Source organism: Klebsiella sp. HN106 (assembly GCF_051209435.1).
Lineage (GTDB): Bacteria > Pseudomonadota > Gammaproteobacteria > Enterobacterales > Enterobacteriaceae > Klebsiella > Klebsiella oxytoca.
The window spans coordinates 303,573-320,407 of sequence record NZ_JBLURD010000003.1; the positions used below are offsets into that span (position 1 = coordinate 303,573).

Below are 16,835 nucleotides of genomic sequence, written 5' to 3' on the forward strand. Positions count from 1 at the left end.
TGTAGGCTGCTAAGTTGAATTAATTGTGTAGAGGCCGTGGAGATTTTGTCATAATTTATATCACTGGTTTTTCCCGGCATAAAAAATAACAAGCCGGAATAGTTCATTATTCCGGCGGATGTTTGAATCGTTAATCAGAAATGCGTATTCACGCTGACATAAAACGTCCGCCCCGATTCATTATAAGTTTCCGCGCCTGCACCATACAGATAAGCGCCGGTCGTCGAATTTCCCGTCGTCTGCGCGTTACCGGCACGGTAGTGGCGAATATCGAACAGGTTGTCCACTCCGCTGGTCAGGCTCAGGTTTTTATTCACATCCCAGGTCGCGCTAAGACCGACAATGCTGTACGGGCTCACTTCGTTCAGCTCGCTGCCGGAAACAGACTCGCCTTTATAATTGAAGCGTTTAGGTTTCTGGCGGCCATACCAGGTGAACGTGCTCTGCAGCGAAAGATCGTCGCGTGCCTGCCAGCTCAGGGTAGAGTTCAGCGTAAACTGCGGGATCACCGACAGGCGATCGCCGGTGGTCTTATTCTTACTCTGCAGCATCCACGTCAGGTTGTTGCTCCAGTTGACCGTTTCGCTTACCGGGAGATTCAGCGAGCCCTCCAGCCCTTCAACCAGCGCCTTCGGTACGTTTTCCCATTGGTAAATATTGGTGGTGCCGTTGCTGGCCGTCCCCACCGCCGAGTAGCCCGATTCAATCTTGTTATGGTAATCGTTACGGAAGTAAGTCAGCCCGGCCTGATAGCCATTGTGCTTATACTCAAGGCCAATCTCTTTATTGACGCTGGTTTCCGCCTTCAGATCGCTATTCCCCATCAGGTAACAGGCTGAGCTACTGGCATAGCAACCCTGGCCGTTGCTGTAGAGGATATAGTTCGGGTTAAGCTGATAAAGGTTCGGCGCTTTATAGGCGCGGGCGATCCCCAGCTTCAGCGTCCAGTCATCCGCCAGCCCCTGCGAGAGATTCAGCGATGGGCTCCAGTTATTACCGACGATGCTGTGATGATCGAAGCGCAGAGCGGGCGTCAGCATAGTGCTATCGGTCAGCTCGATATTGTCTTCGGTAAACAGCGAGAAGATCTCGGCGCTGGAATAAGGACTACGACCGGTTGCCGAAACGCCGTCAATGGAGCCATAAGAGAGTGACTGGGTAGTCGACACGCCATCCTTCATCCGCTGCTGGTTCCACTCGGTACCCAGCGTCAGATTCTGCTCAAATCCCAGGGTAAACGGAATATTGACCTCGCTGTGCAGCAGCACATCCGACAGGTCGATATCGGAGAATTCGCTGCTGGAGAAGATCCCTTCCGTTCCGCCCGCCAGCCCCTCGTTCATGCGCGAGTTACGGGTGTGCTCATACTGCGCCCAGGTATTGCTGGTCACGCCGTTATCCCAGCCGCCGGTCCACGTCACGCCGTAAGTCTGACGATAGAGACGGTTAGTCTCTTTACCGTACATACTTTTCACCAACGTGCTGGTGTTAGTATTCTGGGTATCCCCTGCATACAGGTTGCCCTGGCGGCTGTAGCCGGTTTCAAACTCCAGCGCCTGCATTGGCGCAAACTCCCAGCGCAGCTTGCCGTGAATATCTTTATTCACTACCCCTTCGCGTCCTGCAGGATACGATCCCGCATAGCTACCGGTTCGCGCTGCTTCATGACCGGAATTAATATCCTGGGCATCGGCCTGCGTTTTGCTCAGATTTCCCCATAAATTAAAGCTGACCTCATCCGATAGCGGGCCGTTGAGGCTAAAGTTTGTCCGTTTCGTCGCGCCCTCTTTACGGTGCTGAGGCGCGTTCATATAGGTATTCCATGAACCATGCCACTCGCTGGTGGCCGGTTTAGTGACGATATTGACCACTCCGCCCATCGCGCCGTTACCGTAGCGGGCCGCAGCAGGGCCGCGAATGACGTCGATATGGTCGATCATTTCCGCCGGCACCCAGCTGGTATCACCGCGGGTATCGCGGTCGCCGCGCCAGCCATAGCGCACGGAATTACGGCTGGTCACCGGTTTACCATCCACCAGAATCAGGGTGTTCTCCGGCCCCATGCCGCGGATATCGACCTGGCGGTTATTGCCGCGCTGCCCGCTGGTAGAGTTACCGGTGAGGTTGACGCCGGGCTGGGTACGAATCAGCTCGGAGACATCGCGCGCGGGCGGATGTTTACGGATTTCTTCGGCGGTGATGGTGGATACTCCGGGGGCTTGCAGCGTTTGCGCCGCCGCGGTGACCACCATGGTTTCATCGTCATTTACCGCAGTCGTTTCAGATTTCTTCGTATCGTCTGGAGTCGTGCCATCAGCGGCCTGCGCTGGCAGCATCCCTCCCCAGATGGCCATCGGGATCAGCGCGGCCAGCGAGTAGTGTGAACTGTGTTTCATGGAATATGCCCTGTTTTCTTTTTTGCTGTCGGGGCACGCCTTCTTCTTCCGTCAGATAAACAACGGCAATGACTTCCCTGCATAGAGCAACATCTCTTTTTGGCGTAGTCAGGCCCTCCCGCTTAAATAGCGAGATAGCAATCATAATGGGTGGCCAAAATAGATTTATTACTCTGGCAAAAACGAAGAAATAAACGCGCCACGCTATTCTTTGATAGCCTTTGCCGAACAGCAGTAATAGGATTATTGTGCCACACAACGTTATTAGAAATGAGATTTATTATCAAGTCGATAATCATTTATCGCATGAATGTTTTTATTTAATGTAATAAAAACAAAAAGATATAAATAGCAGAAGCGCATTTAGCAGGAATAGAAATTAAAAAAATGAATAACATCCACATTAAAAAAGCATAATTCAACCATATTGCCTCCACAATTAATTAGAGATTTATAGTTTTATAATCTCGCCAAAAATACCGAGCATGCTAATTAATAAAATAATTAAAATAACCGGCTAACCGATTCTCACACTTGTTCGCGGACATGCTAACGGCCAGAAATTGACTAAAATAAGACCATCCCCCTGCGGAGCACCGCGCCATGAACACTTCGTCGTTCTATCGATACCTTGTCGGCTGGCTGGCATGCTTTGCCGCGCTACTGTGCCTCACATCCGGTTACGCGGCTACAGAGAACAAACTATCAGAACCAGCGGAACGCGACGCCCTGGAAGTCAACGTTGACGATATGCTACAGCCATGGAGGGGAGATTTACCGGGTATGCTCGACCGGCGAACCATTCGCGTATTAACCCCCTTCAGCAAAACTTTTTTCTTTATCAATAAAGGCACCCAGCGCGGCGCGACTCACGATATATTTATGGAGTTTGAACGCAGTCTCAATCAAAGCCTGGCGAAAGAGAAAAAGCTCAAGCATCGTCACCTTAAAGTGCGGATCATCTTTGTTCCGGTGGCCCGTGACCAGCTCATCAGCGCGCTTAACGCAGGAAAAGGGGATATTATTGCCGCCAACCTGACGATCACGCCTGAGCGTCAGCAGGAGATGACCTTTACTGCACCGCTCTATTCTCACGTTCAGGAGCTGCTTCTTTCTGGTCCCGGCTCTCCCAAAGTGGACAATCTACAGCAGCTTTCCGGTAAAACGGTCTTCGTCCGCACCTCATCCAGCTATTACGCGAGCCTGGTCGCGCTCAACGCACGCTTTGCGCAGCAATCGCTGCCCCCCATCACCATCGAACCGGCGCCCGAAGCGCTGGAAGATGAGGATCTGATAGAGATGCTCAGCGCGGGCCTGATCCCATTGATCGTGGTCGACCGCCACAAGGCCCTGTTCTGGAAACAGGTCTTCCCCAGGATTCAGGTTCATCAGAACATTGTTCTGCGCGACGAAGGTAATATCGGCTGGGCGGTACGTAACAATAGCCCGCAGCTGCTGGCCCTGCTTAATGCGTTCATCAATAAGAATCGCCAGGGCAGCAGGCTGGGTAATACGATACTGCTGCGCTACCTGAAGGATGCCAGCTACGTTAAAAACGCGGCGGGGCAAAAAGAACGGCGTAAATTTCTGGCCATGGTGGAGATCTTTCGCAAATATGGCGATCGCTACGATGTTGACTGGCTGCTGATGGCCGCTCAGGGGTATCAGGAATCGCGGCTTAATCAGTCGGTGCGTAGCCACGTCGGCGCCATTGGCGTTATGCAGGTCATGCCGAGCACCGGTAAGGAGCTCAACGTCGGCGATATTAAGCAGCTCGACCCCAATATTCATGCGGGGGTGAAATACATGCGCTGGATGATAGACCGCTACTATGGCGATGAACCGATGACCCAGCTTGATAAGGCGCTATTCTCGTTCGCCTCTTATAACGCGGGCCCCGGGCGCATTGCCCGGCTACGGGCGGATACTAAAAGGCGCGGTTTTGACCCGAACGTGTGGTTTGGCAACGTTGAGTATCTGGCCGCCGAGAAAATCGGCTCCGAGACCGTAAGCTATGTCAGCAATATCTATAAGTACTACATTGCTTACCGGCTGATCGTGGATGAAATGGCGCGTAAGCAGCAGGCGACGGCGGCTTCTAAAAATCAGGTCGCGTCGGCAGTAAATCCGACAGCCACACCTGCCACACCTGCCACACCTGCCACACCTGCCACACCTGCCACACCTGCCACACCTGCCACACCTGCCACACAGTGAATTAATGCAGATAAGCTGTGTCAGAAAATAGAAAAAGCCCCAAACAGGGGCTTTTTAAGAGAGGGCTTTACGACGCTAACGCTTCGTTAGAACGGAATATCGTCGTCAAAGTCCATCGGCGGCTCATTGGAAGGCGCTGCCGGAGCCTGCTGCTGCGGACGCGACTGCGCGCCGCCGCTGAACTGGTTTCCGCCCTGCGGCTGCTGAGGCTGTCCCCAACCGCCCTGCTGCTGACCACCGCCTGCCGGGGCGCCCGCGCCCTGCTGACGACCGCCGAGCATTTGCATCGTGCCGCCAACGTTGACTACAACCTCGGTGGTGTATTTTTCCTGACCGGATTGGTCAGTCCATTTACGGGTGCGCAGCTGGCCTTCAATATAGACCTGAGAACCTTTGCGCAGATATTCGCCGGCCACTTCCGCCAGTTTGCCGAACAGCACAACGCGGTGCCATTCAGTCTGCTCTTTCATCTCACCGGTCGCTTTATCACGCCAGGATTCGGAAGTAGCCAGCGTAATGTTGGCAACTGCGCCACCACTCGGCATGTAGCGTACTTCCGGGTCCTGGCCCAGATTACCGACGAGAATCACCTTGTTTACGCCTCTGCTGGCCATGTTTGTGTCTCCTGAATGCGTTTCTTAATAGTGTAAACGCGCGAGTGTACCATTTCCAGGTGCTATGTTGATAGCTGGGAAGTATGTTCCAGAGAACTCTCGCGGTACGACATTTTTGCATACCTCGCCGGAAAATGCATTCCAATACTGTATATTCAAACAGGTTAAATTGTGTCATAATTAGCCGTTTCTGCCGTTTGTCCTTCTAACAAACCAGGCAATCCGCGTATCTACCGGGAAAGGTGAATGGATAAGATCGAAGTTCGGGGCGCCCGCACCCATAATCTCAAAAATATCAACCTCGTCATCCCGCGCGACAAACTCATTGTCGTCACCGGGCTTTCGGGTTCAGGCAAATCCTCACTGGCTTTCGACACGTTGTATGCCGAAGGGCAGCGTCGCTACGTTGAATCGCTCTCCGCCTACGCGCGGCAGTTCCTGTCGCTGATGGAGAAGCCCGACGTCGACCATATTGAAGGGCTGTCGCCGGCGATTTCCATTGAACAGAAATCAACGTCCCACAACCCCCGCTCTACGGTAGGCACCATTACCGAAATTCACGACTATCTGCGCCTGCTGTACGCGCGCGTCGGCGAGCCCCGCTGCCCGGATCACGATGTGCCGCTGGCGGCGCAAACCGTGAGCCAGATGGTGGATAATGTTCTCTCCCAGCCTGAAGGTCAGCGCCTGATGCTGCTGGCGCCGATCATTAAAGAGCGCAAAGGCGAACATAACAAAACGCTGGAAAACCTCGCCGGGCAGGGCTATATCCGCGCGAGGATCGACGGCGAAGTCTGCGATCTCTCCGATCCGCCGAAGCTGGAGCTGCAAAAGAAACATACCATCGAAGTCGTGATCGACCGCTTTAAGGTCCGCGACGATCTCAGCACGCGTCTGGCCGAGTCCTTTGAGACCGCGCTGGAGCTGTCGGGCGGCACCGCCATCGTCGCCAATATGGACGATCCGAACGCCGAAGAGCTGCTGTTTTCCGCCAACTTCGCCTGCCCGATTTGCGGCTACAGCATGCGCGAACTGGAACCGCGCCTGTTCTCCTTCAACAACCCGGCAGGCGCTTGCCCGACCTGCGACGGCCTCGGCGTCCAGCAGTATTTCGATCCGGAGCGCGTGATTCAGAACCCTGAGCTGTCGCTGGCGGGCGGAGCGATTCGCGGCTGGGATCGGCGCAATTTTTACTACTTCCAGATGCTGAAGTCGCTGGCGGAACATTATGAATTCGACGTTGAAGCGCCCTGGGGCACGCTCAATACCAGCGTACAAAAGGTCGTGCTGTACGGTTCAGGCAAAGAGAATATTGAATTCAAATATATGAACGATCGCGGCGATACCTCCGTACGCCGCCATCCGTTTGAAGGCGTGCTGCATAATATGGAGCGCCGTTATAAAGAGACGGAATCCAGCGCAGTACGCGAAGAGTTAGCTAAATTCATTAGCAATCGTCCCTGCGCCAGCTGTGAAGGGACGCGCCTTAAGCGCGAAGCGCGACACGTGTTTGTGGAAAATACGCCGCTGCCGACCATCTCAGACATGAGCATCGGTCACGCGATGGACTTCTTCAACAACCTGAAGCTCTCCGGCCAGCGCGCGCAAATTGCCGAAAAAGTACTGAAAGAGATTGGCGATCGTCTGAAATTCCTCGTCAATGTCGGCCTGAACTACCTGACGCTCTCCCGTTCGGCGGAGACCCTCTCCGGCGGCGAAGCGCAGCGTATCCGCCTCGCCAGCCAGATCGGCGCAGGCCTGGTCGGCGTGATGTACGTACTGGATGAGCCCTCTATCGGTCTGCACCAGCGCGATAACGAACGCCTGCTGGGAACCCTTATCCACCTGCGTAATCTCGGCAACACGGTGATTGTCGTTGAGCACGATGAAGACGCTATTCGCGCCGCTGACCACGTTATCGATATCGGCCCTGGCGCCGGCGTGCACGGCGGTCAGGTCGTTGCCGAGGGTAAGCTGGAAGATATCATGGCGGTGCCGGAATCACTGACCGGCCAGTTCATGAGCGGCAAGCGTAAAATTGAGGTACCGAAACAGCGCGTACCCGCGAATCCAGAGAAAGTGCTGAAGCTGTCCGGCGCGCGCGGTAACAACCTGAAAGACGTAACGCTGACGCTGCCGGTGGGGCTCTTCACCTGTATTACCGGCGTTTCAGGGTCGGGTAAATCCACGCTGATCAATGACACGCTGTTCCCGATTGCCCAGCGCCAGCTCAACGGTGCCACCATTGCGGAACCGGCGCCGTACCGCGATGTACAGGGTCTGGAACATTTCGATAAAGTGATCGACATCGACCAGAGCCCAATCGGTCGTACGCCGCGCTCCAACCCGGCCACCTATACCGGCGTCTTTACTCCGGTCCGTGAACTGTTTGCCGGCGTACCTGAATCACGTTCGCGTGGCTACACGCCGGGCCGCTTCAGCTTTAACGTGCGCGGCGGCCGCTGTGAAGCCTGCCAGGGCGACGGCGTAATCAAAGTCGAGATGCACTTCCTGCCGGATATCTACGTACCGTGCGACCAGTGCAAAGGCAAACGCTATAACCGCGAAACGCTGGAGATTAAGTACAAAGGCAAAACGATTCATGAAGTGCTGGATATGACCATTGAAGAAGCCCGTGAGTTCTTCGATGCGGTTCCGGCGCTGGCGCGTAAGCTGCAAACGCTGATGGACGTCGGGCTGACCTATATTCGCCTTGGCCAGTCGGCAACTACGCTCTCCGGCGGCGAGGCCCAGCGCGTCAAGCTGGCGCGCGAGCTGTCCAAACGCGGTACCGGGCAGACGCTGTATATCCTTGATGAACCGACCACCGGTCTGCACTTTGCCGATATTCAGCAGCTGCTGGAAGTACTGCATCAGCTGCGCGATCAGGGTAATACCATCGTGGTGATTGAGCATAACCTGGATGTCATCAAAACGGCTGACTGGATCGTTGACCTTGGGCCGGAAGGCGGAAGCGGCGGCGGAGAGATCCTCGTTTCCGGAACCCCGGAAACGGTCGCCGAATGCGAGGCTTCATATACCGCTCGCTTCCTCAAGCCCATGCTGAAGTAACCTCACCTGCCTCTTCTCGTCCCGGGAAGAGGCATCATTTCTTCTCATTTTTCTCCCGCTGATATTTTGTGATTTGCGGCCGCACGACATCTGTCATCAGATAGCGTCACGGCCATAAATTGCAGGATGCATCATGTCTTTCAAACACGGATTTTATCAATTCACTCTTATCGCGGCGCTATTGGTGACAACCGCCTGCAGCTGGGTAGACGGCTACAGCAATACGGCCCACCAGCAGCTATTGATGCTGGAACAGCGTCATCTGCAGTTCATCAGCGATGCGGCGACAGCGCCGGTCGACCAACGCTTACTAAGACAAGAGGATCGCCAGATTCGTCAGCTATTTAGCCTGGCATTAAGCGACGGTGATGCGCTGCGGCAGAATAATCTGCGCGTGCTGGAGAAGAATTATCAGCGGCTTTACACGCATGTTTCCCGCCAGGATGCAGCGCTGACGCCCTTCACGGCCGGAGCTCTGGCGCAACAAACGGAATATCTTTATCAGCAGGCCATCAGCGGCGAACAGCTGCGTTCAGGGAGATAACCATGTCCATCATTAAAGAAGTCAGCGCCCAGGTGACCGGCGCAGGCGTGAATACGGCAGAATGGCTACAGCTTATGGAGGCGATAGTAAATGATGAAGACAGCGGCATTCGCCACGCCGGAATGCTCACGCTTCAGGCATTACAGGAGAAAGCGCGCGGCTGGTTAAGTCAGGACGACCTCATTCTGCTCCTCGAAGGGCAGCGCGATATTGCCAGCATTCGCGCCAGCAATGAACAGATCGCCATGCAGACGCACCTGCACTCCACGCTGCTTCGCCTGTTTGATGTGACCCTGCTGGCGCTGGGGAGGATTTAACGCTATGGCAATAGTTTACGCTTAGCCTCGGAAAGAGAATCAAGCGCCTGCTGGTATGAAGCATCCACCAGGTAGTAAATTTGCGAATCAGGCAGGGAGCCATCCAGAAACACCGTACTCCAGTGTGCTTTATTGAGATGTTTGCTGGGGCGAACGTCGCGATGCTGCTGCCTTAGCAGTTCCGCAAGCTCGGGGCTGGTTTTTAACGATACCGCAGGCCGATTGTCCTCCACCTCTTTTACCATCGCAAACAGGACGTCCGCCGCTTTGATCTGCGTCGCTTTCCAGTCGCTATGTACGCTTTGTTCAGCGCCCGGCTTTGCCATGCAGTACTGCAATAAATCCGAAATTGTCATTTTTATTCCCCCATTAGCGTCGCGATGATATGGCGCGATCCGCCGTGAATACGATGCTCCCCTAGCCAGATACCCTGCCAGGTCCCCAGCCTGACGCGTCCGTCCTGAACGGGCAGCATCAGCGATACGCCCAGCATCGAAGATTTAATGTGCGAGGGCATATCATCAGGACCTTCATAATCGTGTTCATACGGCGCATTATCCGGTACGGCATGCAGAAAATGTTGTTCCATATCGTAGCGGACGGTCGGATCGCAGTTTTCATTTAGCGTCAGGGAAGCAGATGTATGCTGGAGCAGCAAATGCAGCAGGCCAGTTTTAACTCCCGAAAGCTGGGGAATCTGGCTTAAAACCTCATCAGTGACCAGATGAAAGCCCCGTGATTTCGGGCCTAAGGTCAGAGTTTGCTGATGCCACATAAACCGCTCCTTTTACCGATCAACCTTCCTAAGTGTGCAGCAATAAGCGAAAAGGTAAAACCTCCGACGCGCTATTTTGCACAAAAAAACGGCAGCGCGTCGGCTGCCGTTTGAGCTAATGATGTTTACGCCGATGGATGGCTTAATATTCTGAATTCACAATGACCTCTTCGCCCTGAGCGCCCGCCATCGGCAGAGGTTTATAGGAGGAATTCGAGGCTCGCAATATACGGATCCCACGCGCGCCTACCTCTCGGGCGGCGGAGATATCGTTATCCGAATCGCCGTAGAAGACTTTGATCCCTTTCTCCTGTAGCCACTGCGTTTTGGTGTTCTGACCGGGCTTATCGCCAGCAAAAATAACCGGGTTCATATTCGCTGCCGGGATGAGAAAATCATCCTGTAGGGTTTTCGTTACCGTTTCGGTTTTGGTCTGGCTACGTCCGGTCACAAAATAGATGCTATCGCCGCGCTTCACGTGCATCGCAATCAGCTGGCGCGCCACCTCTTTCGGCATGCTGAATTCATCCCAGCCGTTGTTCATTTTTTCCCAGAACTCCGGATTTTTCAGGTAATCATCGCTGCCGGGGGAATAGGTTTTCTGCCCGCGCCAGAAGCCCGGGCTGGAAAACAGGACGGTATCATCAATATCAAACCCGACGGCCATCGGCTGGCGCCCCAACAGGCTATTTTCAATCTGGGCCACGGAAACCCAATGGATCGGCGCCTGTTCGGCGAGTTTCGCCATATTGGTGCCCGTCCACAGCGGCTGCGGTGTGGAAGCGCGAGCAACGACGGAGCTATTTAGCGTGAACAGTAAGCAGACGGCCCCAAAGGCCAGGGTGATCTTGCGCATATTTTTCCCTAAATAATCGAATCGTTATAATTTTCAATAATGTGTACGCTTATTAATGCATCAAGACCTTACCCCCCGCTGACGCGGATAGGAAGATTTTTCTGCTCTGATGTCATATAAAAAGAGAATGATCACACTTCAGGTAGGGAATTACCCGCGTCATGATTTGACGCGGGCAAAAAAGGTCAGGAAAAACTTATATTACAGCAGCAAATGCCTGCGCGACGCGCCGCACGTTGCCTGAATTCAGCCCGGCTACGCACATACGGCCGCTGGCGATCAGATAGACACCGAACTCATCGCGCAGGCGGTCAACCTGGGCTGGGCTGAAACCGGTATAGCTAAACATGCCGCGCTGCTTAAGCAGGTAATCAAAATCACCGCCCGGCACCGTCTCTTTCAGCACATTCACCAGCTCGTGACGCATGGCCAGAATACGGGTACGCATCTCTTCCACTTCCGCCAGCCATGAGGCTTTCAGCTCGCTGTCGCCCAGTACCGCCGCCACGACCTGCGCGCCAAAGTTCGGCGGGCTGGAGTAGTTGCGCCGTACGGTCGCTTTCAATTGCCCCAGTACACGACCCGCGGTTTCTGCATCTTCACAGACGATCGACAGTCCGCCCACGCGTTCACCATACAGGGAGAAGATTTTCGAGAAGGAGTTGCTCACCAGCAGCGGGATCCCGGCGCGCGCAATGGCGCGGATAGCGTAGGCATCCTCTTCCATGCCGGCGCCAAAGCCCTGATAGGCAATATCGAGGAAAGGAATTAAATGACGCGCTTTCAGCACCTCAACGACGTCGTCCCACTGCGCATTGCTGAGATCGGCTCCCGTTGGGTTATGGCAGCACGGATGCAGCAGCACAATATCGCGCTCCGGTAGCGATTTGAGTTTTTCCAGGAACGCCTCAAAACGCACGCCATTGGTTTTATCATCAAACCATGGGTAAGTACTTACTTCGAATCCAGCCCCTTCGAATATCGCGATATGGTTTTCCCACGTCGGATCGCTAACCCACACCTGCGAGCCCGAGAAGTAGCGTTTCAGGAAATCAGCGCCGACTTTCAGGGCGCCGGAGCCGCCCAACGTCTGAATGGAGGCCACGCGATGTTGCGCCAGTACCGGATGATCGGCACCGAACAACAGCGGCGCGATAGCGTGACGGTAGGCGTTCAGTCCTTCCATAGGTAAATAGATTGAGGCGCCGTGCGGCTGAGCATTAAGGCGCGCCTCCGCTTCGGCAACCGCCTGCAGCTGCGGAATAATGCCGTCTTCGTTGTAATAAAGACCGATGCTGAGGTTTACTTTGTCACTACGCGGATCGTCTTTAAAACGCTCCATCAGGGAGAGAATGGGATCGCCAGCGTAGGCGTCAACTTTCTGAAACACGTGATGTTTCTCCAGGTTTACATGAGGCAAGTCATAACACAATAAACTGGATGCGAAAGAAGATCGAGGGGATGTTGACCTTCTTTATTCCCTATAGCATAAAGCCTCATAAACTGGAGCAGCACGACGTAAAAAAGGATAAGGAATTTATGGATAGCCCCCCGATTGCGGACGTTGATTTTACAATGCTCTGGAAGGAAAGCGGTTATACGATAAAAAATTACGTTAAACCCGCCTCTGATAATCGATTTATAACGCCGCAGACAAGGACAAACGCCATGACTCCCGAGATATTACTATTGCGTGGGAAAATCAATCAACTTTCTGAAATTACTGAATATATTGAGTTAGAACTCACAGATAACCCTCAATGGGAAGCGCCGTCTGATACCAGCTATTTAAATGAAAAAGATTGGGCTGACTCCGATATTGTTGACAACGTCAGAGCGATGCAGGCCACCAATAAACTTATCAGTTGGTTTGGTGAGGATAATGAGGGGTACGTGGGACTATGGCGTGGTCCGGATAATATTCCTCTGGAGCAGGCACAGGTGGTACGTCTGGATTCAGAAGGGCAATATGAACTGGTAGCAGACACCATCGCAAACTATCTGGCAATCAGTTGTGACGAAGACGAATTCCCACATATCCGCCAGTTACTCACAACCGCCGGGTTTAGCGTGGCGAATTCTATCGATGAGATTTGGCAACGCATTGATGACTCAATTGTTCAACCTAATGATTATCGCAACCAGCTTTATAACGACGCACGAATCCTACGCGGAGCAGACCCAGTAGAATGAAGTGGCAGCCAGCAATTCTACGGAATAAGTCAGAATGGGCTGGTGGACCATGCCCTGGCAACGCTGCCAGGGCAAACGAGAAAGGACGTTAATCCACGTACTTCATCGACACCCGTGAAGTCAGGCGCGTAATAAGTTCGTAAGCACTTACTTTTGTGATTTCGGCAATACGTTCGACGGGTAAACCTTCGCCCCACAGCACGACCGCATCGCCAGCCTTATCCTGCGCTTCAGGCCCAAGATCGACGCAAATCATATCCATCGCCACGCGTCCGACAATCGGCACCTCACGCCCGTTAACCAGCACCGGCGTTCCGGACGGCGCGGCGCGCGGATAGCCATCGCCATAGCCCATCGCCACAACGCCTAAACGCGTATCGCGCTCGCTGATCCAGGTTCCGCCGTAGCCCACCGGCTCGCCGGCTTTATGCTCGCGGACCGCAATCAGGCTGGAGGTCAGGGACATCACCGGCTGGCAGCCAAAATCCGCGCCGGTGGATCCACCGTCGAGCGGCGACACGCCGTAGAGAATAATCCCCGGACGCGCCCAGTCGAAGTGCGACTGCGGCCACAGCAATATACCGCCGGATGCGGCGATAGAACGCAGCCCCGGTTTCCCTTCCGCGAAGGTGGTAAAGATATCCAGCTGACGTTCGGTCGCGCCGCACTCTGGCTCATCCGCACGGGCAAAATGGCTGACGATATTTACCGGCTGACGGACGTTTTTACACTGGCTCAGGCGCTGATAGAAGGCTTCGGCCTGTTCGGGCAGAACGCCTAATCGGTGCATTCCGGTATCCAGCTTCATCCATACGGTGATCGGTTCGGGTAAGTCGGCATCTTCCAGCGCCGCCAGCTGTTCCGGGCTGTGTACCGCAGTATGCAGACGCTGGGCGGAAATAATCGCCAGGTCAGCGGCCTCAAAGAACCCCTCCAGCAGCAGAATCGGCTGGGCGATACCGCCCGCGCGCAGGCGCAGGGCTTCTTCAAGACGGGCGACGCCAAAAGCATCGGCGTCCGGGAGCGTTCGCGCGGTCTCAAGAAGACCGTGTCCGTAGGCGTTCGCTTTCACCACCGCAACCAGTTTGCTGGCAGGCGCCAGTTCACGTAATCGTTGCAGGTTGTGTCGCAGAGCGCGGCGGTTAATGACTACAGTTGCCGCTTGCATTTGAATTCCTTAATAAAAGCATCTCCTAAATCCTTCGTGTTGCAGGAAGGCGACAAGCCTGAGAATCCCCGGGAGCTTAGTAAACTAAGTGACCGGGGTGAACAGGCGTAGTCAACGCATCTGCGGCATGAAGGATGACGGAGATTTATTCGTCGTCGTATTGTGGCCCAGCATAATTATCAAAACGCGACCACTGACCGTTAAACGTCAGGCGCACCGTCCCGATAGGACCGTTACGCTGTTTACCAATAATAATTTCGGCGATGCCTTTTAAGTCACTGTTTTCGTGGTAAACCTCATCACGGTAGATAAACATGATTAAGTCGGCATCCTGCTCAATGGAGCCAGATTCACGCAGGTCGGAGTTCACCGGGCGCTTATCCGCACGCTGTTCCAGGGAGCGGTTAAGCTGCGACAGCGCCACCACCGGCACCTGCAGCTCCTTCGCCAGCGCCTTGAGCGAGCGGGAAATTTCGGCGATTTCCAGCGTACGGTTATCGGAGAGCGACGGCACGCGCATCAGCTGCAGGTAGTCGATCATAATCAGGCCGATGCCGCCGTGCTCGCGGGCGATACGCCGCGCGCGTGAACGCACTTCCGTCGGCGTCAGGCCGGAGGAGTCATCAATATAGATGTTGCGTTTTTCCAGCAGAATCCCCATGGTGCCGGAAATGCGCGCCCAGTCTTCATCATCCAGCTGACCGGTTCGAATACGGGTCTGGTCAACTCGCGACAGCGAGGCCAGAGAACGCATCATAATCTGCTCCGAGGGCATCTCCAGACTGAAGATAAGCACCGGTTTATCCTGCAACATCGCCGCGTTTTCCACGAGGTTCATCGCAAACGTCGTTTTACCCATCGATGGACGCGCGGCGACAATAATCAGGTCCGACGGCTGAAGACCGGCGGTCTTTTTATTGAGATCGTCATAGCCGGTATTGACCCCGGTGACGCCGTCATGCGGCTGCTGGAAGAGCTGCTCAATTCGCGCCACGGTGGCGTCGAGCACGTCGGCGATATTCTTCGGCCCTTCATCTTTATTCGCGCGGCTTTCGGCGATTTTAAAGACCCGGGATTCGGCAAGGTCGAGCAGATCTTCGCTGGTGCGGCCCTGGGGATCGAAACCGGCTTCGGCGATTTCATTCGCCACCGAGATCATTTCGCGTACCACCGCGCGTTCGCGAACGATATCGGCATAAGCGCTGATGTTCGCCGCGCTTGGCGTATTTTTCGATAATTCCGCCAGGTAGGCGAATCCGCCGACGCTGTCCAGCTGCCCCTGACGCTCCAGCGATTCGGCGAGCGTAATCAGGTCGATCGGGCTGCCCGACTCCTGCAGGCGCGCCATTTCGGTGAAAATATGGCGATGCGGGCGAGTATAGAAATCTTCCGAAACAACGCGCTCGGCAACGTCGTCCCAGCGTTCGTTATCCAGCATTAAACCGCCCAACACCGACTGTTCCGCTTCAATCGAGTGCGGCGGGACCTTTAACCCATCGAGCTGATAATCTCGCTCGCGGGGTTCAGTCTGTGGTTTGTTGAAGGGTTTATTTCCTGCCATAGTGAATGGAGTTACCGAGATAGTGAATGGGTCGAAAGATTACCACATTTCTGGAGGAAGCATGGCAACACGAATTGAATTTCACCAGCACGGAGGGCCTGATGTTCTGCAAGCGTTGGAGTTCACGCCGAAAGATCCCGCAGAGCACGAAATTCAGGTAGAGAACAAGGCCATCGGCATCAACTACATTGATACCTATATCCGCAGCGGCCTCTATCCACCGCCGTCATTGCCGAGCAGCCTCGGCACCGAAGCCGCTGGCGTCGTGAGCAAAGTCGGTAACGGCGTAAAGCATATTAAAGCCGGCGACCGGGTGGTCTACGCGCAATCGGCGCTGGGGGCCTATAGCTCCGTGCATAATGTACCTGCCGATAAGGCCGCTATTTTACCGGACGCCATCTCTTTCGAGCAGGCGGCAGCGTCGTTCCTGAAAGGGCTCACGGTTTATTACCTGCTGCGTAAAACCTATGAGATCAAAGCAGGCGAGCCGTTCCTGTTCCACGCGGCGGCCGGCGGCGTCGGGCTCATCGCCTGTCAGTGGGCCAAAGCGCTGGGCGCTAAGCTGATCGGTACCGTCGGCAGCGCGCAAAAAGCCGAACGCGCTAAACAGGCCGGCGCCTGGCAGATCATTAACTATCGCGAAGAGAATATCGTCGAACGCCTGAAAGCGATCACCGACGGTAAGAAAGTTCAGGTGGTTTATGATTCCGTCGGTAAAGATACCTGGGAAGCGTCTCTTGATTGCCTGCAGCGCCGGGGGCTGATGGTGAGCTTCGGCAACTCTTCGGGCCCGGTGACCGGCGTGAATCTCGGCATTCTCAACCAGAAAGGTTCGCTGTACGTTACCCGCCCGTCGCTGCAGGGCTATATCACTACGCGCGAAGAGCTGACGGAGGCCAGCAACGAGCTGTTCTCGCTGATCGCCAGCGGGGTGATAAAAGTGGATGTTGCGGAGAGTCAGAAATATGCATTGAGCGATGCCCGCCGCGCGCATGAGGTGCTGGAAAGCCGGGCGACGCAGGGCTCGAGTTTGCTGTTGCCATAGTTATGGCTTTTCCCTAAATGAGCCGGGCTACAGGAAGAGGGTAAGTGAATGAATCCCCAGGAGCTGACAACAGTAAG

General features: G+C 54.7%; 14 protein-coding genes. 6 read left to right on the forward strand and 8 right to left on the reverse strand.

What is annotated here, in order from left to right; all coding sequences use genetic code 11:
- Positions 1-134 precede the first annotated feature (134 nt).
- Positions 135-2,396: a TonB-dependent siderophore receptor gene (locus tag ACSIPU_RS12425; protein WP_142477630.1), complete on the reverse strand. Its 2,262-nt coding sequence runs from the start codon at positions 2,394-2,396 to the stop codon at positions 135-137.
- A 603-nt stretch (positions 2,397-2,999) separates the two neighbouring features.
- On the opposite strand from ACSIPU_RS12425, the gene ACSIPU_RS12430 reads away from it, so the two are divergent.
- Complete coding sequence (locus ACSIPU_RS12430) at positions 3,000-4,613, forward strand: lytic transglycosylase F (protein WP_204746150.1); 1,614 nt, start codon at positions 3,000-3,002, stop codon at positions 4,611-4,613.
- Between the two features lie 86 nt (positions 4,614-4,699).
- On the opposite strand, the gene ssb1 is transcribed toward ACSIPU_RS12430, so the two are convergent.
- Positions 4,700-5,227: a single-stranded DNA-binding protein SSB1 gene (ssb1, locus tag ACSIPU_RS12435; RefSeq protein WP_004097799.1), complete on the reverse strand. Its 528-nt coding sequence runs from the start codon at positions 5,225-5,227 to the stop codon at positions 4,700-4,702.
- Positions 5,228-5,473: 246 nt separating this feature from the next.
- On the opposite strand from ssb1, the gene uvrA reads away from it, so the two are divergent.
- The 3 genes from uvrA to ACSIPU_RS12450 all read left to right on the forward strand — a co-directional run bounded on the left by uvrA (position 5,474) and on the right by ACSIPU_RS12450 (position 9,160).
- Complete coding sequence (gene uvrA, locus ACSIPU_RS12440; RefSeq protein WP_196557767.1) at positions 5,474-8,299, forward strand: excinuclease ABC subunit UvrA; 2,826 nt, start codon at positions 5,474-5,476, stop codon at positions 8,297-8,299.
- Between the two features lie 133 nt (positions 8,300-8,432).
- Positions 8,433-8,843, forward strand: coding sequence for a hypothetical protein (locus tag ACSIPU_RS12445; protein WP_064343596.1), 411 nt, complete (start codon positions 8,433-8,435; stop codon positions 8,841-8,843).
- A gap of 2 nt (positions 8,844-8,845) precedes the next feature.
- Positions 8,846-9,160 (forward strand): hypothetical protein, encoded by a 315-nt coding sequence (locus ACSIPU_RS12450; protein ID WP_196557765.1) that lies wholly within the window; start codon positions 8,846-8,848, stop codon positions 9,158-9,160.
- Positions 9,161-9,162: 2 nt separating this feature from the next.
- Here ACSIPU_RS12450 and ACSIPU_RS12455 read toward each other — a convergent pair whose 3' ends face one another.
- From ACSIPU_RS12455 to tyrB, 4 genes are all read right to left on the reverse strand, one after another.
- Positions 9,163-9,516 (reverse strand): MmcQ/YjbR family DNA-binding protein, encoded by a 354-nt coding sequence (locus ACSIPU_RS12455; RefSeq protein WP_004097793.1) that lies wholly within the window; start codon positions 9,514-9,516, stop codon positions 9,163-9,165.
- Between the two features lie 2 nt (positions 9,517-9,518).
- A complete protein-coding gene (locus tag ACSIPU_RS12460) occupies positions 9,519-9,935 on the reverse strand; it encodes a secondary thiamine-phosphate synthase enzyme YjbQ (RefSeq protein WP_004109507.1) in 417 nt (138 codons plus the stop codon).
- Positions 9,936-10,077: 142 nt separating this feature from the next.
- Entirely contained in the window at positions 10,078-10,791 is a 714-nt protein-coding gene (gene aphA, locus ACSIPU_RS12465) for an acid phosphatase AphA (RefSeq protein WP_004109510.1), read from the reverse strand.
- A 196-nt stretch (positions 10,792-10,987) separates the two neighbouring features.
- Positions 10,988-12,181 (reverse strand): aromatic amino acid transaminase, encoded by a 1,194-nt coding sequence (tyrB, locus tag ACSIPU_RS12470; protein WP_004109518.1) that lies wholly within the window; start codon positions 12,179-12,181, stop codon positions 10,988-10,990.
- Positions 12,182-12,252: 71 nt separating this feature from the next.
- On the opposite strand from tyrB, the gene ACSIPU_RS12475 reads away from it, so the two are divergent.
- Positions 12,253-12,984 carry a hypothetical protein gene (locus ACSIPU_RS12475; protein WP_227628670.1) on the forward strand — a complete coding sequence of 244 codons (732 nt, stop codon included), beginning with the start codon at positions 12,253-12,255 and terminating at the stop codon, positions 12,982-12,984.
- 88 nt (positions 12,985-13,072) lie between these two features.
- On the opposite strand, the gene alr is transcribed toward ACSIPU_RS12475, so the two are convergent.
- Together alr and dnaB are read right to left on the reverse strand one after the other, a co-directional pair.
- Positions 13,073-14,152: an alanine racemase gene (alr, locus tag ACSIPU_RS12480; protein WP_004109522.1), complete on the reverse strand. Its 1,080-nt coding sequence runs from the start codon at positions 14,150-14,152 to the stop codon at positions 13,073-13,075.
- A 145-nt stretch (positions 14,153-14,297) separates the two neighbouring features.
- Entirely contained in the window at positions 14,298-15,713 is a 1,416-nt protein-coding gene (gene dnaB, locus ACSIPU_RS12485) for a replicative DNA helicase (RefSeq protein WP_004097788.1), read from the reverse strand.
- Positions 15,714-15,774: 61 nt separating this feature from the next.
- Between dnaB and ACSIPU_RS12490 the strand changes: the two genes are divergently transcribed.
- A complete protein-coding gene (locus ACSIPU_RS12490) occupies positions 15,775-16,758 on the forward strand; it encodes a quinone oxidoreductase (RefSeq protein ID WP_004109524.1) in 984 nt (327 codons plus the stop codon).
- Positions 16,759-16,835: the final 77 nt, after the last annotated feature.